At 67.4% G+C, this 25,285-nt stretch carries 19 protein-coding genes; 11 read left to right on the top strand and 8 right to left on the bottom strand.

The annotated features are described in order from the left end of the window. Positions 1-35: 35 nt before the first annotated feature. From A5780_RS14385 to A5780_RS14370, 4 genes are all read left to right on the top strand, one after another. Positions 36-1,169 (top strand): VOC family protein, encoded by a 1,134-nt coding sequence (locus A5780_RS14385; RefSeq protein ID WP_064908701.1) that lies wholly within the window; start codon positions 36-38, stop codon positions 1,167-1,169. Further along, entirely contained in the window at positions 1,166-2,104 is a 939-nt protein-coding gene (locus A5780_RS14380; protein WP_064908676.1) for a fumarylacetoacetate hydrolase family protein, read from the top strand. Before A5780_RS14385 ends, A5780_RS14380 begins: the two co-directional genes overlap by 4 nt. Continuing rightward, positions 2,101-4,017 carry an acyl-CoA synthetase gene (locus A5780_RS14375; RefSeq protein ID WP_064908675.1) on the top strand — a complete coding sequence of 639 codons (1,917 nt, stop codon included), beginning with the start codon at positions 2,101-2,103 and terminating at the stop codon, positions 4,015-4,017. The genes A5780_RS14380 and A5780_RS14375 overlap by 4 nt, the downstream gene beginning before the upstream one ends. A gap of 73 nt (positions 4,018-4,090) precedes the next feature. Next, positions 4,091-5,614: a bifunctional 3-(3-hydroxy-phenyl)propionate/3-hydroxycinnamic acid hydroxylase gene (locus A5780_RS14370; protein ID WP_064908674.1), complete on the top strand. Its 1,524-nt coding sequence runs from the start codon at positions 4,091-4,093 to the stop codon at positions 5,612-5,614. Positions 5,615-5,638: 24 nt separating this feature from the next. Here A5780_RS14370 and A5780_RS14365 read toward each other — a convergent pair whose 3' ends face one another. Both A5780_RS14365 and A5780_RS14360 read right to left on the bottom strand, forming a co-directional pair. Then, positions 5,639-6,277 carry a TetR/AcrR family transcriptional regulator gene (locus tag A5780_RS14365; protein WP_064908700.1) on the bottom strand — a complete coding sequence of 213 codons (639 nt, stop codon included), beginning with the start codon at positions 6,275-6,277 and terminating at the stop codon, positions 5,639-5,641. Between the two features lie 106 nt (positions 6,278-6,383). Continuing rightward, on the bottom strand, positions 6,384-7,379 hold the full coding sequence (locus A5780_RS14360; RefSeq protein ID WP_082976477.1) for an alpha/beta fold hydrolase: 996 nt from the start codon (positions 7,377-7,379) through the stop codon (positions 6,384-6,386). Between the two features lie 338 nt (positions 7,380-7,717). On the opposite strand from A5780_RS14360, the gene A5780_RS14355 reads away from it, so the two are divergent. Further along, the gene (locus A5780_RS14355; RefSeq protein WP_064908673.1) at positions 7,718-8,959 is read left to right on the top strand and encodes a cytochrome P450; all 1,242 of its coding nucleotides are present in this window, start codon (positions 7,718-7,720) and stop codon (positions 8,957-8,959) included. Positions 8,960-9,044: 85 nt separating this feature from the next. Next, positions 9,045-9,578 (top strand): dihydrofolate reductase family protein, encoded by a 534-nt coding sequence (locus tag A5780_RS14350; protein WP_064908698.1) that lies wholly within the window; start codon positions 9,045-9,047, stop codon positions 9,576-9,578. Between the two features lie 22 nt (positions 9,579-9,600). Here the strand turns inward: A5780_RS14350 and A5780_RS14345 are convergent, their stop codons facing one another. From A5780_RS14345 to A5780_RS14330, 4 genes are all read right to left on the bottom strand, one after another. Next, positions 9,601-10,887 carry a sensor domain-containing diguanylate cyclase gene (locus A5780_RS14345; RefSeq protein ID WP_064906918.1) on the bottom strand — a complete coding sequence of 429 codons (1,287 nt, stop codon included), beginning with the start codon at positions 10,885-10,887 and terminating at the stop codon, positions 9,601-9,603. A 135-nt stretch (positions 10,888-11,022) separates the two neighbouring features. Further along, the gene (locus tag A5780_RS14340; protein WP_082857176.1) at positions 11,023-12,111 is read right to left on the bottom strand and encodes a terpene synthase family protein; all 1,089 of its coding nucleotides are present in this window, start codon (positions 12,109-12,111) and stop codon (positions 11,023-11,025) included. 167 nt (positions 12,112-12,278) lie between these two features. After that, complete coding sequence (locus A5780_RS14335; RefSeq protein WP_064908672.1) at positions 12,279-13,226, bottom strand: DUF1214 domain-containing protein; 948 nt, start codon at positions 13,224-13,226, stop codon at positions 12,279-12,281. A gap of 232 nt (positions 13,227-13,458) precedes the next feature. Further along, positions 13,459-14,373, bottom strand: a complete 915-nt coding sequence (locus A5780_RS14330) for an MBL fold metallo-hydrolase (RefSeq protein WP_064908671.1) — start codon at positions 14,371-14,373, stop codon at positions 13,459-13,461. Between the two features lie 102 nt (positions 14,374-14,475). Here A5780_RS14330 and A5780_RS14325 point away from each other — a divergent pair, with 102 nt between their 5' ends. Next, positions 14,476-15,405 (top strand): AraC family transcriptional regulator, encoded by a 930-nt coding sequence (locus A5780_RS14325; protein ID WP_064908670.1) that lies wholly within the window; start codon positions 14,476-14,478, stop codon positions 15,403-15,405. Positions 15,406-15,697: 292 nt separating this feature from the next. Here the strand turns inward: A5780_RS14325 and A5780_RS14320 are convergent, their stop codons facing one another. Beyond that, positions 15,698-17,107, bottom strand: coding sequence for an amidase (locus tag A5780_RS14320; RefSeq protein WP_064906915.1), 1,410 nt, complete (start codon positions 17,105-17,107; stop codon positions 15,698-15,700). An 81-nt stretch (positions 17,108-17,188) separates the two neighbouring features. On the opposite strand from A5780_RS14320, the gene A5780_RS14315 reads away from it, so the two are divergent. The 4 genes from A5780_RS14315 (at position 17,189) to A5780_RS14300 (ending at position 21,387) form a co-directional block, all read left to right on the top strand. Further along, positions 17,189-17,869: a TetR/AcrR family transcriptional regulator gene (locus A5780_RS14315; protein WP_064906914.1), complete on the top strand. Its 681-nt coding sequence runs from the start codon at positions 17,189-17,191 to the stop codon at positions 17,867-17,869. Positions 17,870-18,383: 514 nt separating this feature from the next. Next, complete coding sequence (locus A5780_RS14310; protein WP_064906913.1) at positions 18,384-18,908, top strand: hypothetical protein; 525 nt, start codon at positions 18,384-18,386, stop codon at positions 18,906-18,908. A 1,008-nt stretch (positions 18,909-19,916) separates the two neighbouring features. Beyond that, the gene (locus A5780_RS14305; RefSeq protein ID WP_146098807.1) at positions 19,917-20,537 is read left to right on the top strand and encodes a DUF6461 domain-containing protein; all 621 of its coding nucleotides are present in this window, start codon (positions 19,917-19,919) and stop codon (positions 20,535-20,537) included. Between the two features lie 127 nt (positions 20,538-20,664). Then, on the top strand, positions 20,665-21,387 hold the full coding sequence (locus A5780_RS14300) for a PHB depolymerase family esterase (protein WP_064908669.1): 723 nt from the start codon (positions 20,665-20,667) through the stop codon (positions 21,385-21,387). Positions 21,388-21,629: 242 nt separating this feature from the next. Here A5780_RS14300 and A5780_RS14290 read toward each other — a convergent pair whose 3' ends face one another. Continuing rightward, positions 21,630-23,807: an SGNH hydrolase domain-containing protein gene (locus tag A5780_RS14290; RefSeq protein ID WP_082976470.1), complete on the bottom strand. Its 2,178-nt coding sequence runs from the start codon at positions 23,805-23,807 to the stop codon at positions 21,630-21,632. Positions 23,808-25,285 lie beyond the last annotated feature (1,478 nt).

Below are 25,285 nucleotides of genomic sequence, written 5' to 3'. Positions count from 1 at the left end.
GTGACGATATCGTCAGTTACGGGAAGGAGCGGCCGATGAGCGGCCATCACGATGTGCACAGCGGCCTGCACAGCGAGCACGGCGCGTTGCCGGGTGAACACCCCGGGCGTTCGCGCAACCCGGTCGTCAAGGTGCTCGACCTCGCGTGGCTCGAGTTCGACAAGCCCGATCTCGACAAGGCGGAGACCTTCGCTCACGCTTTCGGCTTCACGACCGCGATGCGGACGCCCGATCAGCTGCACCTGCGGGGCACGGACCCGGGCGCACCGTGTGTCCTGATCCGGCGCGGCGCCCGATCCCGATTCGTCGGCCCGGCCTTCCGTGCCGCCGATTCCGCAGACCTGCTGCGCCTGTCCGAGGCGCGCGGCGCTCGGATCGTGCCGCTGGCGGAGTCACTCGGGGGAGCGGCCGTCGATCTTGCCGATCCGAGCGGGCTCCGGGTGCGGGTCGTCGCCGGCGCGCATGACCTCGATGCTCTCGCCCCGCAGCCACCGCACCTGCTGAACACGGGGCACGACATCGTGCGGGTCAACGCCACCCAGCGACCGGCCAGAGTGCCGGCGCGGGTGCAGCGGCTGGGACACGTCGTCGTGCAAACCACGAGATACCGGGAGACCCTCGACTGGTACCTGGACAATCTCGGACTGATCGTCAGCGACTTCCTCTATTACCCCGGCCAGCGGGAGCGCGGGCCGGTCATGAGTTTCATCCGTTGCGATCGAGCGGGCACTCCGGCCGACCATCACACGCTCGCGCTGACCCTGGGCCCGTCGAACCGGTACGTGCATTCGGCGTATCAGGTGGCGGACCTCGACGCTCTCGCCGCGGGTGGCGAGTATCTGCGCGAGCAGGGTTATCGCCGATCCTGGGGCATCGGCCGGCATATCCAGGGCAGTCAGATCTTCGACTATTGGCGTGACCCCGACGGGTTCATGGTCGAACACTTCAGCGACGGAGACATGTTCGATGCCACCGTCGAGCCGGGCTGGGCTCCGATGAGCGCGTCCGGTTTGGCCCAGTGGGGACCACCCGCGACGAAGGACTTCCTCGGCATCAAGCCGGGAGCCGAGTCGTTGCGTGAGGCACGCGCGATCGTCGCCGCGCTGCGCGAGGACAACGAATTCGATTTCCGCCGCCTGCGCGGCCTGTTGAAAGTAGCCAACTCATGACCATCTCCGTACTGCGCACCGTCGACGGCTGGTGGGTGCGCACACCAGCGGGCGCCGCCCGGATCGACACCGCCGCGACCACCACCCGGGAGCTGCTGGCGGATCGAGGCGCCGTCCTCGCGGCAGCCCGCAGCTCCGAAACCGTTGCGGTGGAGACCCTTTCGCTGATATCTCCGGTGACCGCGCCGTGCCGCGTGGTCGCGCAGATGACGAACTTCGCCTCCCACGTGAAGGATTCCGGCGGTGACCCCGAGACCGTGCCGCTGACGTTCTTCCGCAAGGCATCGGGTTCGATCAGTGGCCCGTACGACGATGTGATCCGGCCCGCCCATGTGTCCCTGCTGGATTACGAGGTGGAGATCGGGCTCGTCTTCGGCCGGGAGATGCCGGTCGGCTCGGAGGTCACCGCCGAGAATCTCGCCGACTACGTCGCGGGGCTGGTCGTCACCAATGACGTCTCCGCTCGCGACGTCCAGTTGCCGAAAACGCAGTTCTACGAGGCGAAGTCGTACCCGACCTTCACCCCGGTCGGGCCGGCGCTGGTGCTGCTGGACGCCGACGAGCTGAAGCGGTTCACCGACCTCCGGCTGCGGCTGTGGGTCAACGGCGGACTACGGCAGGACATGACGGTTGCCGACATGATCTACCGGCCGGTCGACGCGCTGCGGGAACTGACCCGCTTCCAGCGGATGGACCCCGGTGACCTGCTGCTGACCGGAACGCCGGTCGGCACCGCGATCAGTGCCCCGCCCAAGCCGGTGGAGATCATCGGCTCCCTGCTGCCGCCGAAGGTGAAGTGGAAGCTGTTCTTCTCCCGCCAGGCCCGGAATCCGAAGTATCTGCGGGACGGCGACGTGGTGGAGGCCGCGATCGGCACCGACGACGACGTGCTCGACCTCGGCCGCCAGCGCACGGTCGTGAGGTACGCCCGATGACCGACACCGCGTCCCTGGTCGGCGCGTCCGAGGAACTGTTGTGGCCGCGCTACGAGAGCCCGGCAGACCTCGAGACGATCGAGTCGATTCCACTCGAGGCGCGTGGCTTGCCGGAATCGACGTACGCGCTGCTCGTCCGCGCCGCGACGCGATGGCCGCGGCGACGGGCACTCACTGTGCTGCCCGATGCGTCTCGCTGGCGAGAACCTTTGCAGCGCAGTTACTCCGAGCTGCTCGCCGACGTCCATCGCTACGCGAATCTGCTGCACGAGCTGGGTGTGGGCCGCTCCGATGCGGTCGCGCTCATCGCCCCGAACTGTGCCGAGCTGATTCCGGCGACGTTGGCCGCACAGCTGGCGGGCATCGCCGCTCCCATCAACGGAGGGCTGTCCGGCGATCACATCGCGGAACTGTTGCGCCGTTCCGGCGCCAGGACACTGATCGCCGCGGGTCCGGAGCTGGCGCCCGATACCTGGGACACCGCGCGTGAGCTGGCCGAGCGAGGTCTGCTGGACGCGCTGCTCGTCATGCGTCCGACGGCTACCGGGCAGCCTCGGCCGGCACTGCCGGTCATCGACGGCGTCGTGGTCGGCTACCTCGAGCTGCTTGCCGCAGAACAGGTTTCGACCGAATTCGCCGGGCAGCCGCCTACGGGATCGGATCTGGCGGCGCTGTTCCATACCGGCGGAACGACGGGTGTGCCGAAGCTGGCCGCTCATCGTCATTCCGGTGAGGTCGCCAACGCGTGGATGATCGCCGCCAACTCGCTGCTCGACGACGAAGCGGTGGGGTTCGCGGCACTGCCGTTGTTTCACGTCAACGCGCTCGTCGTCACCTTGCTCGCGCCGCTGTTCCGCGGCCAGTCGGTCGTGTGGGCGGGTCCGCTGGGATACCGCGATCTCGCCCTGTACGCGGAGTTCTGGAACATCGTGGCGCACTACCGGATTGCGGCGATGAGCGCCGTGCCGACCGTCTACGCGGTGCTGGCCCGGTGCCCGGTCCAGGCGGATATCTCCAGCTTGCGTTACGCGATGGTCGGAGCCTCGCCGCTGCCGGCGGCAGTGCGCGAGGATTTTCAGAAACATACCGGCGTGACCCTCGTCGAAGGGTACGGCCTCACCGAGGCCACGTGCGCTACCGCGCGCAGCTTTCCGGACGTTCCCCGACCCGGCGCGGTCGGCCAGCGCATGCCCTACCAGCGCGTCGCGGTCGTCCGCGCGGCCGACAACGGGGCGTGGGAAGACCTGCCTGCCGGGGAAATCGGCGTGCTGGTCGTCGATGGACCCACTGTCTTCGCGGGCTATGTCACCGGCCGTACCGACGCCGGCCACCGCCTCGACGGACTCGGCACGGTGATCGACGGCTGGCTGAACACCGGCGACCTGGCGCATATCGACGCCGAGGGCTTCATCCATTTGCACGGTCGCGCAAAGGATCTCATCATTCGCGGCGGTCACAATATCGATCCCGCGACCATCGAGGACGTCCTGCTGTCCCACCCCCGGGTCGGCGCGGCGGGAGCCGTCGGCCGCCCGGACGTGCACTCCGGTGAGGTGCCGGTCGCCTACGTCGCGCTCACCGGGGACGCGAACGTCACCGAGGACGAGCTGGTGCGCTGGGCCGCCGAGCGTATGCACGAACGCGCGGCCGTACCGAAGACCGTGACCATCCTCGACGCGCTGCCGGTCACCGACGTCGGCAAACCGTACAAGTTGGGCCTGCGCGCCGATGCGACACGGTGCGAACTGGTCGACGCGCTGGCGAATGCGGCCGGTGTTGCCGACATCGTCGCGGCGGTCGAGGACGGCGCCGTCGTCGCGACGGTGGTGCTCGACTCCACCGCCGACCGCGCCGCGGTCGAAGCTGTTCTGGCCCGCTACGCCGTCACCTGGAGAGTGGAGAGGCGTCGATGACGATCGGACCCACCGCGGTCGGCGGCGGTCCCGCTGCCATCGCGTCCGTCGCCGCGGTGCGGGGTGTGTTGTCGTGACCTCGCCGGTGGTACAGGTCGTGATCGTCGGCGCGGGCCCGACCGGGTTGACGGCGGCCACGCTGCTCGCCCAGTACGGGATCGAATCGCTGGTACTCGAGCGGTGGGAGGGTGTCTACCCGCAGCCGCGCGCTGTCCACCTCGACGGCGAAATCCGCCGGATCCTCGAACGACTGGGTGTCGGTGCGGAATTCGACGCCGTCTCCCGTCCGGCGCTGGGTTTGCGATTGGCGGATCCGGATCACCGCGTGCTGGCACAGTTCGATCGGGATACGACGGGCGGTCGCAACGGACATCCGGAGGCGAACCTGTTCGACCAACCGGAGTTGGAAGCGATTCTTCGTCGCAACCTGGCTCGGTACCCGCAGGTGACAATGCGCGGCAATGCGGACGTCACCGCCGTAGTCCGGGAGAACGACTGCGTGCGCGTGGAATTCACCGATCGATCGGGCGGGCGGACCGAGGCCGTACGAGCGGAATATGTCTTGGGCTGCGACGGGGCGAACAGCCTGGTGCGCAATCGAATCGGCGGACATATGCGAGACCTGCGATTCCAGCAGCGATGGCTTGTGGTCGATATCGCCGCCACGACCGAGCTGCAGCACTGGGAAGGTGTCCACCAAGTCTGCGATCCCGATCGCGCGGCTACCTATATGCGCATCGGGAAGACGCGGTACCGATGGGAATTTCGGCTGCATCCGGGTGAAAACGCCGACGATTACCGGGATTCGGCTGCCCTCCGTCCGCTCCTGGGCCCGTGGCTCGGCGAGACCGAGTACGAGCAGATGGAAGTGGTGCGCGTCGCCGAATACACCTTCCGCGCGCAACTCGCGGATCGGTGGCGACAGGGGCGCGTGTTCCTGCTCGGGGATGCGGCCCATTTGACCCCGCCGTTCATCGGGCAGGGGATGGGCGCGGGTATCCGCGATGCCGCGAACCTCGGTTGGAAGCTGGCCGGAGTGCTGCGCGCCGAGTTGCCGGCCGCTGTGCTCGACACCTACGAAAGGGAAAGGAAACCCCACGCGCGCAAGATGATTCGGCTGGCGAAGCTCACCGGGCTGACCATGACCGAAGGCGGCGAACTGGGCAACCGGTTGCGTGGCCTGATCGCGCCGTACCTGCAGCACATCCCGGGATTCGCCCGGATGGTCACCAGCGGTGAATCCCCACCACTGCGCGACTCCTCACCGGTGACGGCGAGGTGGATACACGGTCTTCTCGCCGGTCGCTTGATTCCGAACGATCGAATGCCGGACGGGCAGTGCGTCGACGACGTCATCGGCGGCCGATACGCCGTCATCACCCTGGAAGATCCGACGGCATGGGACCGCGCTGTGGTCCGCCGACGCGGCGGTGTCATCGTGTGCCCGGCACCGAACTCGGAGCTGTCTCGGTGGATGCGCAGCGGTCACGCGTCGACGCTTGTCGTGCGGCCCGACGGCACCGTGCAGGACGGTCGCGGCAGCTTGTCCGCGCTGTGTGCCTCGCTTCCGGACTTCGCGCCGAGCGTTCGGCGGTGATGCGCCGGCGTCGGCCGGCGGTGTTCAGAGCTGGGGCTGTGGTGGCAGTGGGCTGGTGGCGAGCTTGTGCGCCGATCGCTTGTTCATGCCGAACATGCGCAAGACGTGGAACACCATGTCGTCGGTCCGCGTCTCGACGTCGGCGCCGGGTTGCGCGTCGAGCAGTTGCAGGAGACCCAGTAGGGCCCCACCCGCGGCCATCACCGCCATATCCGGGTCCATCGGGTCGAAGCGGCCCGCCTCCTGCGCGGCGATGATGTCGTGACGGGCGCGTGGGGCCAGACCTTCTTCGCGCAGCAATACCGACATCCCGGAGTTCAGGATCACCCGAACCATCTCGGGCACCTGCCGCTGCAAACGTCCGGTCATGCGGAAACTCACCGCGAACACTTCTGCCGGGTCGTCGTAGAGCGCGACGATGGCGTCGCGCATCTCGCTGTAGACCTGCAACGCCGAGCGCACCGCCGCGTCGAAGAGTTGTTCCTTCGACTCGAAATGGTTGTAGAAGGAGCCGAATCCGACGTCGGCGGCGTCGGTGATCTCCTGAATGCTCACCGCGGTTCGCCCCTCGGACAGGAACTTCCGGGCAGCACCGAGCAGGGCGTTGCGGGTGCGCTCGCGGCGCCGATCGACACGGTTGCGCGTGACGGATTCGGTGGTCATCAGGCCCTCCTGCGTCGGAATCGTCACCGAAATCATATCTGAGGAAAACATCAGACCGGTGCTGCCCGAAGCCCTGGGGCGGCGTGCCCTTCGCCGGTGTCGATCGCTACTGTGCCGTCGGCCGGGTGTCGGGCTCGAAGCCGGAATCCGGTTCCCGGACGACGTTGGTGATGATTTCCCCGAAGGCGTGCGGGTCGTCGAGGAGCCAGCCGTGCCCGCCGGGCACGGTGATCGTGCGGGGGTCGCCCAGGGCGGTCCGCAGCGACATCGACGTGGATTCCGGGATGATCGTGTCTCGCTTGCTCCACACCACGAAGACGGGCAGCCGGCGCTCGGCGAGTTCGTTGAGCTCGGAGGTGAGGTTGGCGGTCCGGGCCAGGTGCGCGACTTCCCACACCGCTGTCGGGTTCCGCAGGACGTTGGGCACCGCGTCACGCATGATCACCGGCAGGACCCGGGTCAGTTGGCGACCGGGCAGCAGGTCTGCCGGCAAGTGCAGGCCCCAGTCCCACAGCGGACGTTCACGGAGTGCGCGTGCCACCCCGCGACCGTCGGTCCATGCCGAGCCGCCGATGGAGTTCACGAGCACGAGCCGCTCGGCGAGCTCCGGTAGATCGTGCGCGGCCTGGATCGCCACGCCGCCCCCGAAGGAGTGCCCGACCACGGTGACCGGCAGCGGCAGGTCGATCGCCTCGATGAAATCTCCGACCCACCGGGCGTAGCCGGCGAGAGAGCGATTCTCGATCGGCAACCCGGCCGTGCCCCCGAAGCCGGGAAGCGCGGGGGCGAAGACATGCACTCCCATTCGAACGAGTTCCTCGAGCGGGCGGGTATAGGCGTATCTCCCCAATCCCCAGCCGTGCAGGAAGAGCACGCGGGGACCGTGTCCGCCGGCCGAATAGCGGGCGATACGGCCCTCGACGACAACCGATCGTGATCGCAGCCGCGCAGAGCGGTGATGTTGTCGTGGCTCTGACCCGGTCGGCGGCGCCGATGCGGCGGGGGCGTCGGCGATTCGATCGAGAGTCGCATCGGCAACCGCCGGGGTGAGAGCATCCTCGGTCGGACGGTCGGGTCGCAGCGGGCCTCGCCAGTGGGGCATCGGAACTCCTGACGTCGTCTCGGCGGCCTCGCCGTCGGTGCTGCGCAACCCGGTCACCCATCGTCGCGGGATGCGGCAAGCCCTCGGACGAAAAAGAAGCCGCGTCGGATCCAGACTCGTCGAGAGCGCTGTTCGGGTGGAAGGGTGCAATGTCCGGCATGGTCGGGCCACTGGTCTACGGCCGGGAGGACTTTCGGCCGCCGGATGCCCCGGATTCCACCGTCGCGGCCGGTTGCCACGACCATCGAGGTCGCTGGAGACGGGTATGAGCGGCCGCTGATTGTGCTTGAATACCTCTAGAACCTGTTTCAGTCAGCGATGACGGCCCGGTGGTTGATATGCGTGCGACGCGTCCCGATATTCCGCGAGATTTCGATGTCACGGATCCGGATATGTGGGCCCGGCGGGTGCCGGTCGAAGAGCTGGCGGAACTGCGCCGTGCGGCTCCGATCTGGTGGAATGCCAAGTCTCCCGGTTCCGACGGTTTTCCGGACGACGGATTCTGGGTCGTGACCAAGCACGCCGACGTCAAGGAGGTGTCGCGGCGCAGCGACGTGTTCTCCAATGCCGAGAACACCGCGCTGCCGCGATACGGCGTCGAACTCACCCCCGAGCGGATGGAGATGCAGCGGCTGGTTCTGCTCAATCAGGATGCGCCGCAACACACCAGGATGCGCAAGCTGATCTCGAAAGGGTTCACGCCGCGGGCGGTCAACGGGCTGCGCGCGGAGTTGTCCGCCCGCGCCGAGGCCATCGTCACCGCGGCCGCCGAGGCGGGCGCGGGTGACTTCGTCACGCAGGTGGCGTGCGAATTGCCGTTGCAGGCGATCGCGGAATTGATCGGCGTGCCGCAGGAGGACCGGATGAAGATCTTCCGGTGGTCCAACGAGATGATCGGCTACGACGACCCGGAGTACGCCGGCGTCGACCCGCTGGCCGCCTCCGCCGAACTCCTGGCCTACGCCTGGCAGATGGCCGAGGCGCGAAAGTCGCGGCCGGCCGACGACATCGTGACCGAACTGGTCCACGCCGACGTCGACGGGGAAGCGCTGACCTCCGAGGAGTTCGGCTTCTTCGTCATCCTCCTGGCCGTCGCGGGCAACGAGACCACCCGTAACGCGATCACGCACGGCATGATCGCGTTTCTCGAAAACCCGGATCAATGGGAGCTTTTCAAGTCGCAGCGGCCCAAGACCACCGTCGACGAGATCGTCCGCTGGGCGACGCCGGTGAGTACGTTCCAGCGCACCGCGCTGGAGGACACCGAACTCGGTGGCGTACCGATCCGGAAGGGTCAGCGGGTCCTGATCGTCTACCGATCCGCGAATTTCGACGAAGAGGTTTTCGACGCTCCGTTCACCTTCGACATCACTCGTGATCCCAACCCGCACTTGGCATTCGGCGGTACGGGCGCGCACTTCTGCATCGGCGCCAACCTGGCCCGACTGGAGATCGACCTGATCTTCAACGCCGTCGCCGACCACCTTCCCGACATTCGCAAACTGGGGGACCCACGCCGATTGCGGTCGGGCTGGTTGAACGGGATCAAGGAATTCCAGGTGCGCTACCGGGGCGAGTGAGGACCGTCTCCACCACCGCGAACCGTCGATGATTTTCGGCCGCGGGCATCGTCTCTTCTGCGTACTCGACAGAATGGATGAATCGATGCGGATCCTGGCTCGCCTGTGTATGAGCGCCGACGGCTACGTGACGACTCCGGACGGTTGGCCGCCTCAGGTCGTCGATCCGGTGCACGGTCCGGGCAGCCACGGCATCGCCGAATTCCTGCGTACCTGCGAGGCCGCCCTGATGGGCCGTACCACCTTCGAACCGGCGCTGACCGCCGATCGCTGGCCGTGGCCGGATCTGGAGGTCTTCGTCCTGGGTTCGCATCGGCCCGAGGGCACGCCCGACGATGTGATCGTCGACGACGATCCGGTCCGGTTGCTGGAGAAGGTGCGTGCGGCCAATCGCGGCGGTGATGTCCATCTCATCGGTGGACCCGGCACGATCGAGACCTATCGCGCTCTCGGCGTTCTCGACAAACTCGAACTCGTCATCCTGCCGTTCTTCGTGGGCAGCGGCATGCGCCTGACCGATTCGCTGAATCCGCAGACCGATCTGGCATTCGAGAGTTCGCGGCCGTTGGACGGTGGCGGTGTGGAGATCGTCTATCGAGTGTTGCCTACCCGCGCATAGCGGCCGTCGAACCCGGTGCGCCTCAAGCGTTTCCGCATCGTGCGGAGCTGTCGTCGGCACCCTCGGCCGCGTGGACGGTGTGCAGGATCCAGTTGCCGCGGGCGCCGGATTTGGCGTCGTACAGCGAGGTGTCGGCCGCGTCGAGCAGCCATTCCGGGTCCTTGCCGGCGACCGGTGTGACGACGGCTCCGATGCTGGCGGAGATGTGGAGCCGGTGGCCGCCGACGATGAGAGGATGCGAGAGGGCGCCGCGCAGGCGGTCCGCGACCGCCGCGACTCTGCGGGTGTCGGCCGGGGGCGGGATGAGGGTGACGAATTCGTCGCCGCCGATTCGCGCGACCAGGCATCCGTCGTCTTGCAGGCTGTCGTGCAGGCGCCGGGCGACGGTGGCCAGCACCTGGTCGCCGACGCCGTGACCGTATCGGTCGTTGACCTCTTTGAAGTGGTCCAGGTCGGTGAAGCACAGTCCCATCAGATCGTCCTCGCCGGCCGCGGAGATCACCGATTTGAGGGTGTCGAGGAGATGGCGGCGGTTGGGCAGCTCGGTGAGCGCGTCGTGGCGCGCCTGATAGTGGAGCTGCTCCTGCAGTTGGTGGCGTTCGGTGACGTCTTCGCCGATGGCGAGCAGATAGTCAGGCCCGAAGGCGCTCCGGACATAGGTGATCGCGAATGTGGCCCATCCGGTGCTGCCGTCCGCGCGCTGCAGGCGCCGTTCGATCTTCGCCGTGCCCGCCCTGGCCGGCACGAGGTCGTCGTAGACCATCGCGCGGATCGCGGCCTGATCGTCGGGGTGGGCGAAGTCGTAGACGCTGATGCCGCGCAGCGACTCGACCGGTACCCCGATCATGTCGGCCAGATGGGGATTGGCTTCCAGCAGAACACCATTCGTGTCGCCGATCGCGATGGCGATGGACGCGTGGTCGAACACGAGCCGGAACCGGCGCTGGCCTTCCTCGACATCGTCGGCCCGGATCGCTTCGGCGAGGAAGTGGTGGCCGTGGCCGAACGCGACGAGCAGGGCGGCCATACGCGGGCCGGTCTCGGGGTGATCGCTGAATTCGGTGAGTCGGTGCAATACCGGCGCGGATACGACCGGCACGGCGGGATCGGTGAGCCGGGCACCCGCCAGCGCCGCTCCCGCTCGGGAGCCGGCGGCCGCGTCGAAGGTCTCCGCGGTGAGACTGGCGTGGAGTTCTTCCAGAAGATCGCGCAGAAACGAAATTTCTACGGTGGCGTAGGAAGGGTGAGCGGTAATCGTCGCCAGCGCGCGCTCCCATTGCTGGGCGAGTGCCGTGCTCAGATCGTCCACTCCAACTCCCCATGTCCGATGCGCTTCTGCTGCTACTTCGGTGCCCGGCGAAACTTCCCCCGGCTGGTACTGCTGATCGTGACGCTGCAGACAAAGGTACTGCATGCCCGATTCGTCACGTCATCGGTGGACTGCTCACCGGTGGTGAGCCTCGGCGAATATCGACCGGCCCTTGTAGCGGGAGGTGGCGCATTGCCACACCCAGCTCGCCTGGACGCATTGATCGAGGTCGTCGGCGTAGGCGGTGACGGCGGCGGCCAGTGGTGGGCTGAGTGCGGGGCAGCGGTCGAGCAGATCCTGCCGTAGCCCGCGGAAGTCGGTGAATCGCTCGCGCACGATCTGCGCGGCGCCGAGCACGGCGTCGGCCAGCGTCGCGCCGGGCGTATTGAGCAGCAGAATCGAGATGAGGTTGAAATCCGAGCGGTCCACGATGACCTCCTTCTCGAAGGAGAAGACATCGTTCATCAGCGCTCCGACTTCGGCGGTGAGACGTTCCAGCGTGCGCAGATCCTCGGCGAGGCCCGCGGCCGCGAGCCGGTCCCAGGGCAGGGTGGTGTCGCGCGCGAACTCGCACAGCTGGATCGCGGGGTACATCCCCGAGACCTCGTTACGCAGGGCGATGTAGTCGTCGACGCTGAGCAGGTCACCGCGTGCGCCGACATTCTGATCGCGGATCGCCGAGCGCAAATGGTCGATCGTCGATGCGCGGAATCGCTCCAGCCACACCGGCTCGGCTTGATCGGTGAGGGTCGTCAAGAATTCGACGGTCGCCTCGACAATGGGCGTGGAGTTGTCCGGCCGGATCCGGCCGGACTCGAATAATCGACACAGCCGGTCGACCTCGAGTTGTGCCTGCGCTCGCTCGGCCTCGGACAGGTGGCTGAACTTCTCGCGGCCCACGGTGTCGTTGAGCGCGAACAGGATTGCGTTGTAGATACCGATCGTCGTCATCCGCGCGAGGCTGATCGTGCGTGGATGCAGGTAGGGCGTCATCGAGTTGTAGGCGGCACCACCCCTTTCCAGCCAGATCCGGTGCCTGCGGCAGAAGGCCTCGACCTCCGCGCAGGCTCGGGCGCCGAACCGGTTGGGTCTGAAACTGCTGCAATATTGCGCGATATCGCAGTCGTCGGTACTGAACAGAGCGCGCAGTGACCATCGATCCTCATGGAGAAGTTCCTGGTACTGGGCGTGCATTGCGGCGATATCCGATGCGATCTGGGGCATGTACTGCACAAACGTCTCCCAATCCGTGAGCGGCATCCGCCGGCTCGAAACTGTCGCCGGCAGTTGGTGATACCGGGTACCAGTATTTCACCGGGGCAGCTGTGGGGAGTGGGTATGCGAAGCGAACGCATTTCGGAAACCGGCACGAACCGCCGGTCGTGGAGCGGTCACTCGCGCGCCGGCACCAGCTCCGGCAGCGCCCATGCGCCGGTGAGGATCTCGGGGCGGGGCCGGTACAACCGGACCACGACGTTCCAGCCCTCGGGGGTGGGGATCGCGTTGGGAACGCTGTCGGGGAAGTCGCCGAACCGGACCGTGACCGATCCGTCCGCGTTCGGCACTCCGGTGATGTTGTTGACGCTGTAGCTGTTTCGCGGATTCCTCTCGAAATAGCCGGCCGCGTTGTAGACCGAGACCGACCAGAACCCGTCGACGGGCACCTCGCGCAGGGTGAACTCGTAGTTGCCGGGCGGCAGGTCGGGAGCCACGCCGACGTAGGAGGCTTCCTCGCTGGGCAGCCCGCCCCAGCCGGCCGCCGTACCGATCAGATGACGCACCGGGTCGACCTGATCGCGGCGGCCGAACGTCGCGTCGAAACCGTTCATGCCCGCGGCCAGGGTCAGCAGCGCCGTGCGGGTGGCGTCCAGCCCGGCGGTGTCGTAGTGGGGTGGGACGAACTCGCGCGCCGAGCCGGCGGTGAGCGAGAGTCCGTCTTGCAGGGCCGCAACCGCCGCGAGGTCCTCGGCGGAATTCGGGTCGGCGAGGATCCGTACCGCCACCAGGGCGTAGTCGGTGCCGCAGTCGTCGGACCGCAGTTCATAGGACCCGGCATCGTGAAAGACCTTTTCGACGTAGTGGTCCTCGCTGACCACCATGGCCGACAGGTATCGGTCGCCGTGTTCGGGCAGCGTCACGGTCGCGCCCGCGGCGAGGTCGACGACGGCGAAGCTGTAGAGGGTGTCGCGGTTGAGGCGGATCACGGTCTGACGATCGATCGAGGCCGGTTCCCGATTGTGCAGAAAGGTGTTGATCCCGCCGGCGTCGCGCTGCAGATCGGCGAACATCCGATCCGTCTCGGCCCGCACGAAATTGTCGACATTGACATGCACCGCCATCGCTGTACTCCTCACTGTTGCCGACAAGCCCGATACGGTCCCTATTGTGGTCCACGCGGTCCGTTCCGGGCCGCTTCGCGCATCTTGACCCGAGTCGTGTCTCGAAACGATGGGCACCGCGCCGGGCCGGTGACGGCGCTGGTCATCGTGCTGCCTACTGCACGTACGGCCCTGCGTGGCCCGCGGCGTCCAACGGGCCGGGTCGGCGATGCGGGGGTCGGGGTTGCCGATGTCAGCGTGGTGCCGCTGCGGCCACGGCCCATTCGCCGAGTGTGAAATGTGTTCCCCTGCGGCGTATTTCGACTGCTCCTGGCCCGGCGAGGTGGGCGGGGATCACCAATTGCCGTCGGTCGGCGGCGCGTTCGAGAATTCGGCGCCGGGTGGTGGCGGCCCGGTGTGGGTCGAGGCACAGGCAGCTGCTGTGCGAGGGTTTGAGCAGTTGCAGTGGGCTGTGGACCATATCGCCGACGAAGACGGCGCGGTCGGTGCCGGAGTTCACCTGCAATACCGCGGAACCCGGGGTGTGGCCGGGTGCGGATTCCAGGATCAGGTTCTCGTCGATCCGGTAGCTGTCGTCCCAGAGGACTGCCTGACCGGCACGGTGGATCGGTGCGACGCTGTCGTCGTAGAGCAGCCGGTCGTCGGGGCGGCGCCCGCCTGCGTAGCCGCCGTCGGGCCCGAAGTAGGCGTCGTCGGCGGCCGGAATCAGGTATCGCGCGTTGGGAAATGTCGGCACCCATTGCCCGTCGACGTCATGAGTGTTCCAGCCGACGTGATCGCCGTGCACATGAGTGTTGATCACGAGATCCACATCGTCCGGATGCACCCCGGCACGAGCCAGACGGTCGAGGAAATCACCGTGACGGTGGTGGAACAACGCGCGGGCGGGCCGTTCGCGCCCGTTGCCGACGCCGGTGTCGATCAGGATCGTGCGCCCGGCGCTGCGCATTACCCAGGTTTGGATTGCCGCGACCGCCAACTCGGTAGCGGGATCCCAATGATCGGGTGCGAGCCAGTCCTCGTTGTCGCGCCAGGTCCGATCGGTCGTGTCCGGCAACAGGTCGGGGCCTGGCATCAGGGTGCCGTGCCATTCGATCACGCGGAAGATTTCGACATCACCCAGCACGATGCTCTGCGAACTTTCCATACTCGCGACGGTATGGACCGCAACCGAGCCGATCAATGCCCAGGATGCTCACTTGAATACGCAAACGGATCAACCGTGAGCGGCTCTCCGTAGGATTGCTCTGTGGATGTGCTGAGCGATGCGATCGCGGCCGTGCGACTGGGGCAGCCGTCGTCGAGCCGGCTGTTCACCCGCGAGCGCGACTGGTGCACCCGGCTCGCGCCCTACTCCGGCGCCGGCTTCCACATCGTGTTGCGGGGTAGCTGCCGATTGCTTCCCGACCAGGGCGATCCGGTGACCCTCGGCACCGGCGACGCGGTTCTGCTGCCCCACGGGACCGGGCATCTGCTCGCCGACCGGGCCACCGACACCCCGGCTACGACACGGGCGATCCCGTTCGAGCAATGGCGGGCCGCGCAGCCGAATGAAACAGACTCGGGCGCAGGCGGTTTCGAGGTGTTGTGCGGCACATATCGGCTCGACCGCCGAGGGCAGCATCCCCTCGTCGCGGAGTTGCCGACCGTCATCCACCTCCCGGATCGCATCGGCGATCATCGCGAACTGCGCGCCGCCATCGACCTGCTCGCATTGGAAGCCGACCAGCGCAGCCCCGGCTCCTGCATCGCCGTTCCGAGCCTGCTCGATCTGCTGCTGGTCTACATGATCCGCGCGTGGATGAGAGACAACGATGCCGGTCTCTGGTCGGCCGCGCTCACCGACCCGGTCACCGCCACCGCCCTGCGGGCACTGCACTCCGCACCGGCCGCGCCCTGGACCACCGACAGCCTCGCCGCGGAAACCGGAGTCTCGCGCGCCACTCTGACCCGCCGATTCGCCGGCCTCGTCGGCCGGCCGCCGATGGGATATCTGACCTGGTGGCGCCTGACGCGAGCCGCCGCACTGCTGCGCGACACCACCGACCCCTTGCCCACCATCGCCGAACAGGTCGGATACGCCAACCCCTACGCCTTCTCCCACGCGTTCAAGAAGCAATTCGGCACATCCCCCGGCCGCTACCGCAACGACCGCGAACCTTCCGCTGTCGACCGGTGAGCGTCGCCCCGGTCCCTTCTATCACCGAGGAGAGCGAGCGAGCCCTGATAAGTGACGAATGATGCAGTCCTGCTGCTGAATTCGTCTTCGAATGCGTCCGGCTCCCGGGTGAGCCGACTCAGCTGAGGTGTGCGCATATCGCGGCCATGATGCGGGTCACGACTTCGTCGCCTTGTGCGCTCGATGTGAGGTGCGCGCGCGAGCACCATCAATGCGAGCGCATCGTCGACCCGCTGTCGCAATCCATCCATACAGCACGCACGGAGCCACACCCTGTCGCCGCACCGTGGTGTCAGGGGTTCGGGTGCTCCTGGATGCGGGGGAAGGGTTGTTCGGCTTCGAGGAGGTAGGCCAGTTCGATCAGGGTGCGTTCGTCGCCGTGGGCCGCCGATAGTTGCACGCCGACCGGCAGGCCTTCGGTGGTGCGGCCCATCGGCAGGGAGATCGCCGGGGTGCCGGCGATGTTGTTCAGTGGTGTGTAGCTGACGTAGCGGGTGAGCCGGTCGATCAGTTCCGGGAAGGCGACGGTCGGGGCGATGTGGCCCAGCGGCGGTGTGGTGTGTGAGAGTACCGGCGACACAACGACTTCCAGCCGGGCGAACATTCGCGCATATGCCGCCGGGATGCGCCGCAGCCGGCGCAGCGCCGCCGGCGTGCGGTGCAGATTGCGGCGGTGATGGGCGCGCAGTCCGCGCGTGAGTCCGTCGGTGGCGGCCGCGTCGAACGACCGGTCCAGGATGAGCTTGCCCGTGCTCACCGCGAGATCGGCCAGTAGCGCCCAGTATTGGACGAAATCCACCGCGAACTGCTCGGTGACCGGGAGGGCGATCGGTTCGACGACGTGCCCGGCCTTCTCCAGCAGTGTGGCCGTGTGCTCGACCGCGGCGCGGGTGGGCGCGTCGACCTCGGCTCCGGTGACGCTGTGCATGAGCAGCCCGACGCGCAGCCGTCGTTGTGCCGGGCCGCGGACCTCGCCGATGGGAGCGAGTTTCGGGTTGCGCCAGACGTTTTCGGCAGCGGCGACGAAGGCCGCGGTGTCGCGCACGGTGCGGGTGAGCACGCCCTCGGAGATCATGTGGATCGGCACATGCCGCGCCTGTTCGCCGTCGATGTGGCGGCCTCGGCTCGGCTTGAGCCCGACGAGCCCGCCGCATGCGGCCGGGATGCGGATGGATCCGCCGCCGTCGTTGGCGTGGGCGATCGGGACCACGCCCGCAGCGACGAGTGCGGCCGAACCGCCCGACGAGGCGCCGATCGAGCGATCCAGATCCCACGGGTTGCGGGTCGGAGGTTCGGTCATGAATTCGGTGGTGGCATTGAAGCCGAACTCCGGCAGTCGCGATTTGCCGAGCACCGTGAGCCCGGTGCCGAGGAACTGCTCGGCGTAGGCGCCGTTCTTCGCGGCCGGCCGCGCCCGGAACGCCTCGCTGCCGTGGTTGGTCGGCAGTCCCGCCAGGTCGGTGTTGTCCTTGACGAACGTCGGCACGCCGTAGAGGGCGGAATCGGACTTCGAGTGGTAGCGCGGGGCGTCGTAGATCGCGCAGGCGACGGCGTCCAGTTGCGGGTCGACCGCACGTGCTCGCTCGATGGCGGCGGCGGCGAGTTCCTGCGGGCTCATCGAACCGTTGCGGACCAGTTCGGCGAGGGCGACCGCGTCGTGCTCGGCGAGCGCATCGTCGCGAAATGCGTGAAGGGACGTCATGGCGGCTGAGTCTAGAAGAATGTACAGACTCTGCCCAGAGGAAAACTGTAAGAAGTTACAGAGATGGCCTAGGGTTGCATCGTGACCGCGCGCCGCCACCGTCCCAGTGCCCTGGCCCGACGCGAAGCCCTGCTCGCGGCCGCTGTCGAGGTAGCCGCGACCGTGGGCGTGGCCGGGGTGACTCATCGCGCGGTCACCGAAAGAGCCGGACTGCCGCTGACCACGGTCGGCTACTTCTTCGACTCGATCGACGCGCTGACCGAGGAAGCGCTGCGGGTCTATACCGACGCCGACGCCGATACCCAGGTCGCGCTCGCCGAGGCGTTGGCCGAGGCGCACAGCACACCCGACGAGATCGCCGCCGCGCTGTCGTCGGCCGCGACCCCGCGCTCACCGGAGACGCCGGCGTTGTTCGAGGCCTATCTGCACGCCGCGCGGCACCCGGAGTTCCGCGATGCCGCCGCGCGGGCGCTCGATGCCGCACGCCGGGCGGCCGCCGCTGGTGTGCGCGCGGCCGGAGCCCCGGAACCCGATGCGGCCGCACCGGCGTTCACGGCCCTGGCGCACGGGTTGGCACTGCACGAACTGGCGGTGCCGGGCACGCTGCCGCCGGATTCGGTGCATGCGGCGTTTCGCGCGCTGTTTCTGGGATTCTTGCTCGACAACGGTCATGTGGAGCTGGCTCTGCGACTGCGGCGCCATGCCGCGGCGGACGATCAGGTATCCGAGGGCGATCCGTCGCCCGCCGAATCCGATGCGTGACAACGTCATTCGCGTCGCGTGTGCGCCTACTGGGCACGAATCCCGATGTGCGCACCCCTGCGGCGGTGCTGGGCGGACTGGTTGTAGGCGCGGTCCAGGTGCTCACCCCGGTCCGCACGCCAAAGGCGCAGCTAACGGGTGGAACTCGGTCGAGTAGGTCCGCGGCGGCGTGTTGCCCGCGTCGGCATGACAGCCGCAACTCGGAATCGTCGGCGATCGAGTGCGCGTCGATGAGCCCCACTTGCACGCCGCCGCGTGCCCGCTGTGATCAGGATCGTTGCCGCGGCGCCGACGTGCGTGCACTATCGAAGTCGGCCGATCAAGGATGCTCGTGCGGGGGCCGATCGAGCCCGAGCTGCCAAATCCGTGAAATCCCTCGAGGACTGGGCACTCTCTCCTTCGTGAACGGCGCGTGCCGGCCCCGGCACGGCGCGGCCGGTGGTCCAGGCCGGTCTCCGGTACGCCTTGGCGGCGATAGCAGCAACGGAATTCGTCGCGGAGAGGAGCGAATGAGATGACAGACACCCTGACCGATTTTCCCACCGCACCCCTTCGGCTCGCACGCCCGGTCCCGGTGGCGCGGGCGACGCCGCGAAACCGGGTTCCGGCGACCGGGGTCGCGCGGGAGTGGCAGCAAGCCAAGACGGTGCTCGTCACCCGGGTCGCCGGGCCGAAGCAGTTGGTGACCGTGCCACGGCTGGTTGTCCCTATCGGACTCGGCCAGCTGGCATTTCGCGTCTCCTCCCGAGCTCCGGAAGCCGACGATCTGCTGCGCGACGGCCGTGTGCTCGTCCAGGCCGGCGATTGGCGCGGACATCCGGCGCTGGGGTCCCACCAGCGCCAGGGACACGCGCAGGTGGTGACCGCAGGCACGCTGGTGTCGTTCGTTCAAGCCGAGATCGAGGCCAAGTACCGGTGGCAGATCCCCCTGGCGAAGTTCGGCCACCGGCTGGCACGCGGCAGCGCCCCCTACGGCGACGTCGTCGTTCTCGTCACGGTTCACGAGCCCCCGTCCCCGATGCTGCCGCCGACGCCCTGACCACGGCCGACTCTCGGCGACCCAGCCTGTTGTCGGCGAACATTGCCGTCTCACCGAACGTAGCGATGCCGCCGGGGTGGCGATCGGCCCGGCGGCACCGCAACGACTTCGCGTGACCCGTCATGCCTGCCGGCTCACGCGCAGGCCGACGCCGGGCAGGACGCCGGCCTTACTGTTCTGTTACCCATTCCGCGATCGCTAGCAAACCTTCAGCGCTCGAGTATTGAGCGAAAAGTACCTGCTGAGCGAAGTATTCAATCGGCGTTTCCCTCCGCGTCACCCTCAGGCAATGGCAGGCTACCTCGGTCGAGGGGGGTGGCGAAGACTCGGTCGAGGGTGACGATGCCGGCGTCGTGGGTGCGGCTCCGAGTGCGACGCAGACGATCCGGGCACGTTTACAGTCGGATCCTGCTCTTGCGGACCTGATCACGGTGGATCCGTCCACGCGGGAAGCGAGCGGCTCGATTGTGGTGGTTCCGGGGCGCCGATCCGGGAACCAGTGTGGTCTCGGCGAGGTCGATCGAGTCCTCCATCAGTGCATCGTGCAGCGGGCGCCACACGAGAGGCCAAGTGAGTCGAAACCCACGCACACCCTGGACTCGCTGCTGGACGCCGCTGCCGACCTGGCGGCCTCCCACGGCCCCGCCGCGGCGCACGCAATCCCGGCGCCGATCCGACCGATACCGCCGAGGTCATCGACCGGATCGTCCGTGACGCACTCGGCGAAACCGGCGGTGTGACAGCACATTTCGAGCGCCGGAGCTGAGCGGTTCGGCGTCTCCTCGGACGCACGAAGAACAGGTCGAATCAGGCCGGTGGGTGCGGTTCGCGAGCGAGGTCGTCGCCGAAATGTCGGTGCTTCATGACACTATCTGCCGCTATGACTGCTTCAGCTGCTACGGCGCCTGGCATTCCGATCACGGTGTCCGATGATTTCGCGAGGCGTACCTGTCTCGCGGTGGCCGAGAATGCCGCACCAGCAGGGTTTCTCGGGAAGCTCAGGGCATCATGAGTGCCCAGACCGGTGGGTTGGGGTGGATGTACGGGCGCGATCTGCCTCTGCTCGGCCTCACCTTCGCACGCGACATGACGGCCCGGCAGTTGTTGGAGCGGATGGATGTCGATCAGGACACGGTGGCGGTGCGTGCGCAGGACGATTTCTTCGCGGAGTTCGGTGACCTCCTCTACGTGAACGGCGCGTATGTGGTGAGCGCAGGACAGTACGGCCGGTGGGCATGGGCCTGGGAACACGGCAGCTGGAAGTGTGCCGAGGATCGCGACCTCGTCCGTCGGGCTTCCGCCGGAACCGCTGCTCTCGTACTGCTTTACAACGAGAACCCCATGGTGGAGTTCCTGTACGCCGAGAACGGCGAGCTGGTCACCGGCCTCAACACGCTGCTGAGTATGAACCTCGCTCCACAAGACAGGGCCGGCAGCGACCCGCACCGCTTCGACGACCAGATGCACGCACTAGGCGCCCGGCTCGACGGCGACGAGTGCGAATACGGCCTCCTGGGATTCCGCGGCCTGTTCTACAAACTGGCCGAGAACCTCGGCGTGGGCATCCCTCAGGAAGACCTCATCCAACGCCCCGTCCTCAGCGGCCGGCTGCGACCGCCGACCGCATAGCCGCCGCTACTCGCAGCCGCACGTTGCCGGCACGACCGCGCATCGGTACCGATTCGGCCGTTTACCACTGGTGAGAATCGCAGCCGCAGTAGGCTGCTGTCGGTCGCCGGCTCGACGATGGGAAAGTATGCGCGCTATCGCAATTCGACTCGCCGCGGCCGTGGCCGCCATCGCAGCAGTCGTCACGTCGTTCCAGGTTGCGCCTGTGGCACACAGTGATCGGACCGGAATCCGCCTCGCCGCGGCGCAGTGCAGCCTGGCACCGACAGCCGGCACGGTCGTGCGGACTATCGGTACCAGGATCTATCGGCTCGACGTTCCTGCCGGCCTGACGGGGCACTCGGTGCCGCTGCTGCTCGCCGAGCATGGAAATGCCAGCAATGCGGCAGATTTCGAGCAGGTCTCGGGCTGGACTCCTTATGCGGCCGCGCACCACTTCATCGTCGCCTACCCGCAGGGCAACGCGAACAATCTGCCGCTGGATCCCGGTAACGGTCTGGTGGGCAACGATTGGGAGTTTCAGCAGGGCTCGATCGATGTCCAGTTCCTGCGCTCGGTCGTCGCCGACATCGAGGCGACGTGGTGCGTCGACACCGCACGCGTCTACAGCAGCGGGTGGTCCGACGGCGGCATCATGTCGCAGCGGATGGCGTGCGACGCCCCCGACGTCTTCGCGGACGTAACCTCCTGGGAGGGCGGCGATCCCACCCTCCCGAACCCAACCCTGCTGATTCCCAGTCCCGGATCGCCCTGCAAACCCGCTCGGCCGATCTCCGTCGGCATCGCCCAGGGGCAGATCGATCCGATCTCCGACCGCTGGCCGGTGTGGCCAACGTCGACGCATGGGTAGATCGCGATGGCTGCCCCGTCCCGCCGGCCAAGTCCAGCGACGCATTCGGCACGACGGCAGGCTACGGACCGTGCCGGAGCGGGACCTCCGTGCAGTACCGGGTGGAAAACGGGCAATTGCATCAGTGGCCGTCCGGCGCGGCCGGCGAGGACCTGCGAGATCGACTGTGGAACTTCATGTCCGCCACGACCCTCCCGTAGGAGCCGAGCGGGCAGTGCGTCGTTCCCGGCGTCCGATGCGCGTCATTCATGGGCGAAGGCGCGGTCGGTGAGGGCGCCGATCGCGGGTTCGAGGGTCTCGGCGTAGCTGACCGTCAGGTGGTTGTCGTCGCGGAACACCAAGGTATTGCCGACGATGACGGGACAGCGGGTGGCGGTGCAGAACAACGGGGTGAGATCGGCGTACTGGCCGCCGCCTGCCGTCGTTGCTGCCTGCTCGGCCGCGACGCCGGCGTCGTTCACCCCGGCCGGGCGTGCGGGTGCGCATGCGGTGGCATCGTCGAGGTGTTCGGACAGGCACGTCGGCACCGTGGTGTGGGGATCGGGGATCGGCCCGAGAACGAGCACGGCCGAACCGATCGCGCGGAGTTGGGCAACCAGGCGGCCCAGGCTCTCGACCCAGGCTCGATCGTAGGAGACGAAACCGAAATCGCCCCCGTAGCGCCGGGACATGTCCAGGACGATCAACCGCGGGTGTTCGTTTCGCAGCCGATTCAGCACCTGGCCGCGCCATTGCTCGCATTCGGTGTACTCCCGGTCCAGGTACGGGCTGGTGATGGGCAGGTCCAGCAGCGGGCAGGTGACCTTGGCCATCGTTTCCAGCCGCCAGTGCCGCGCCTCGGCGATCGGCTCCAGCGCCGGATTCCACATCGCCGCATGGGAATCGCCCACCAAAGCCACCGTGGTGGGCGAGTCCGGATCACCCGAGGCGCACTCGGCCTGGCCGACCTCGCGCCACGACCGGACACAGCCATTGGTGAACACATCGGCCTTGTCGCCGGGCGCGCTGTCCAGCGAGGGGGTGAGATTCGATGGGACAGCACGGATTTCGGCCGAGGCGGCGACCGCGGTTTGCGCCTGTGCCATCAGCTGCCGGACCGCCTCGTCGCGGGGGTCGGCGGCGGGCGCGGCCGAGTCCCGGGGCGTGGTGAGTACGAGGGACGGTGCCGCCACACCGTGACCGACCGGGGCGGGGACGAGCACGAGCAGCGCGAATGCCACACTCGCGGCGAGCGCGGTGCAGGCGCCCCCGCAGGCGAGACTGCGCACGGCCGAGTTCCGCAACGGCGCCGCGAAGCGAACCGGATTCTCGATCGTCCACTGGGTGAGCATGGCAAGCCCGCCGGCCATCACGAGCGCACCGAGTGCGCCGACTCGCCCGAGCGGGTGGCCCAGCATATGCGGCGCCAGCAGCAACACCGGCCAATGCCACAGGTACCAGGCGTAGGACAAGCCGCCGATCGCCCGTACCGGACCGCGGGTCAGCAGTGAGCCGACCCCGAAACGTGCTCCGGCACAGCCGGATACGATCATCAGAGTGGTGCCCGCGACGGGCAGCAGGGCCGCGCTGCCGGGATACGGTGTCCTGCCGTTCAACTGGGTGCAGGCCACCACGACCAGAACCAGGCCGATCCATCCGGCCGGTGCGGCCACCGAGTGCGGCAACCGGGACCACACGGCAACCGAGAGCGCGATCAGGCCGCCGGCGGCCAATTCCCACGCCCTGGCGGGCAGCGAAAAGAACGCCCAGGGCGGCAGCGTGCCGGTCCAGATCAGTGAGATCGCGAACGAGAGCGCGGCGACCACCGCCAGAATGATCAGGTAGGGGAGTGCGGTGGCCGATCCGGTGCGGCGGCGCCGCACGAGCCACGCCGCCGCGACGATGAGCAGCGGCCACACCAGATAGAACTGTTCCTCCACGCCGAGTGACCAGAAGTGCTCGAACGGCGAAGGGGGCTCGCTCGCCGCGAGGTAGTCGGTGCCGCGCAGGGCGAGCCGATTGTTCCCGACATACAACGCACTGGCGATCCCGTCGCCGAGGACCTGACGCGCCTGCAGCGGCGGCAGCAGCACCACCGCGCCGATCGCGGTGGCGACCACCACGATGCCCGCCGCGGGCAGCAGCCGGCGAGCACGTGCGCCGTAGAAACGGGCCAGCGCGACGGTGCCGCCGGCCCTCACCTCCCGGCACAGTATTCCGGTGATCAGAAATCCGGAGATCACGAAAAAGACGTCCACACCGACAAATCCACCGCTGATCCCCGGAATTCCGGCATGGAACAACACAACCGCCACGACCGCGACTGCTCGCAACCCCTCGATATCGGGCCGAAATCCCTCCCGGGGCTGCGATGCCTGGTGAACCCGGTCTGCCTGCCGATTTGCCAACCCGCTTACGGCCGTGTCCGTCATGTGCAGCATTGTGGTGGATCGACCCGGTCATGACGCGACGACGTGCCGATTTCGTGGCCTGAAGAAATTCGCCGCTGCCCGGTGTGCCACTTATGGTCGAATTACGCGGTTTTCGCGTCGCTGAATTGTACGAATCCGGGATCGGAATGTAACCGCTTGTGTCCGAACCGGTCCGGCCGTTGTCTGCGCTCGAAGTCACCGCCGGCGCCTTCACGCCCGAGCGCGACGAGGGCCCCGGCGGCTCGGTCCGCCGGGGCCCTCGACCTCACCGTAGAAGACGGTGAGCGGTCGCGCGAGCGAAACAGGCAGCGGAGCTGTCGATTTCATGTCTGCGAAGTTGCCGGATGCGGGTTTGCTCGTCCGGGGGGATGCGCTAGGTTGTGAAGCGCCACAACATCACACGCTGTCGGGGCGGCGCTTTCGCCGATGTTTTGGTGTGTGCCACGGGTTTCCGCGGGCCGGTTTGCCCAAGCCGGCTTGTTGTGCCCTCGACTTCCTCATTGAGCCGGGGAATCGAGGGACCGGAAGGCCCGGTGCCGGCGAGGGAGCCCTGCCACTGGTCATCTCACGCCGGCACCGTGTCCAGCCGGGAAATCGCAGGCCACGCTACCACTTCGAGTGTGTTCCTTGCTGACTGCTGTGCGCACTCGCCGACGCTCAACCGCGAAGGCTGGCGGGACCGCTCACGGGCCTGAACGGATGAAACAGGGGTCTTCCGGGGTGGGCCGCGGTGCGGCGCGCGGTGTCGAGTTGCTGTTGTGCCCGAGTGAGTCGGGCCTGAGCTGCGGCGAGTCTGGCGTCGGCGGCGATCAACCGCGCTGATGAGCGCCGGATCGCCTCGGTGGCGATTTCGAGTACCTGGTCATTGCCCATGTCGGCTCCCGATAGCCGTGCTGCGCTCCGTCGATCCACGACCTGGAACCCGCGCCCGGGTGGAGCCGTGCCCATGAGCCTCGCCCCCTCCGTCCGCTCGGGCACTTCCGATCTACCCGGTCCCCACGCCCGCGAAACCCAGCCCACACATGTGACATAAACACTTCCCCTGGCAGCCGAAAATCTGTCGTGTCGGGTGTAGACATTCGCTCGATGCCGTTGTAGAGTCGCTGTTGTTCGAATTAATGAGTCCGAGTGGCCGGGCAGGTGAACTGCCCGGAAGAAGTAGGTTCCACCGTCCCCTTCCGGCGGATGACAGATAGACCCGGAGCAGTCGGCCGGACCCGCCGGAAGGGGACGAAGCATCACCGAACAATCGAATGTCCGAGCACCGCAGCAATATCGGCGATCCAGGAGGTGGTCACTGAATAGACGATCATCAGTTCCGCATCCGGGAAAGCAGCGGATGCGGTGTGTGGAAGCGGCCCTCACGGGCTGGTGAACAGTAATGACATCATTCCCCCTTCCGTAGATTCCAGGCCCCGGCGCAACCGCGCCGGGGCCTGTCGGCGTTGACCCCGAGAGGCCCTGTGCAACTACCCAACCCCCACTCC

The sequence above is a fragment of the Nocardia sp. 852002-20019_SCH5090214 genome, from assembly GCF_001665865.1.
Taxonomy (GTDB): Bacteria; Actinomycetota; Actinomycetes; order Mycobacteriales; family Mycobacteriaceae; genus Nocardia; species Nocardia nova.
Note: the sequence above shows the minus strand (reverse complement) of the source record. Positions and strands in the feature narration are given on the sequence as shown.

Excerpts from the sequence above, each read along its gene's own strand:
- A5780_RS14385 (WP_064908701.1), top strand. The coding sequence starts at position 36 with ATGAGCGGCCATCACGATGTGCACAGCGGCCTGCACAGCGAGCACGGC.
- A5780_RS14380 (WP_064908676.1), top strand. The coding sequence starts at position 1,166 with ATGACCATCTCCGTACTGCGCACCGTCGACGGCTGGTGGGTGCGCACA.
- A5780_RS14375 (WP_064908675.1), top strand. The coding sequence starts at position 2,101 with ATGACCGACACCGCGTCCCTGGTCGGCGCGTCCGAGGAACTGTTGTGG.
- A5780_RS14365 (WP_064908700.1), bottom strand. The coding sequence starts at position 6,277 with ATGACCACCGAATCCGTCACGCGCAACCGTGTCGATCGGCGCCGCGAG.
- A5780_RS14360 (WP_082976477.1), bottom strand. The coding sequence starts at position 7,379 with ATGCCCCACTGGCGAGGCCCGCTGCGACCCGACCGTCCGACCGAGGAT.
- A5780_RS14355 (WP_064908673.1), top strand. The coding sequence starts at position 7,718 with ATGCGTGCGACGCGTCCCGATATTCCGCGAGATTTCGATGTCACGGAT.
- A5780_RS14350 (WP_064908698.1), top strand. The coding sequence starts at position 9,045 with ATGCGGATCCTGGCTCGCCTGTGTATGAGCGCCGACGGCTACGTGACG.
- A5780_RS14340 (WP_082857176.1), bottom strand. The coding sequence starts at position 12,111 with ATGCCCCAGATCGCATCGGATATCGCCGCAATGCACGCCCAGTACCAG.
- A5780_RS14335 (WP_064908672.1), bottom strand. The coding sequence starts at position 13,226 with ATGGCGGTGCATGTCAATGTCGACAATTTCGTGCGGGCCGAGACGGAT.
- A5780_RS14330 (WP_064908671.1), bottom strand. The coding sequence starts at position 14,373 with ATGGAAAGTTCGCAGAGCATCGTGCTGGGTGATGTCGAAATCTTCCGC.
- A5780_RS14320 (WP_064906915.1), bottom strand. The coding sequence starts at position 17,107 with ATGACGTCCCTTCACGCATTTCGCGACGATGCGCTCGCCGAGCACGAC.
- A5780_RS14310 (WP_064906913.1), top strand. The coding sequence starts at position 18,384 with ATGACAGACACCCTGACCGATTTTCCCACCGCACCCCTTCGGCTCGCA.
- A5780_RS14305 (WP_146098807.1), top strand. The coding sequence starts at position 19,917 with ATGAGTGCCCAGACCGGTGGGTTGGGGTGGATGTACGGGCGCGATCTG.
- A5780_RS14300 (WP_064908669.1), top strand. The coding sequence starts at position 20,665 with ATGCGCGCTATCGCAATTCGACTCGCCGCGGCCGTGGCCGCCATCGCA.
- A5780_RS14290 (WP_082976470.1), bottom strand. The coding sequence starts at position 23,807 with ATGCTGCACATGACGGACACGGCCGTAAGCGGGTTGGCAAATCGGCAG.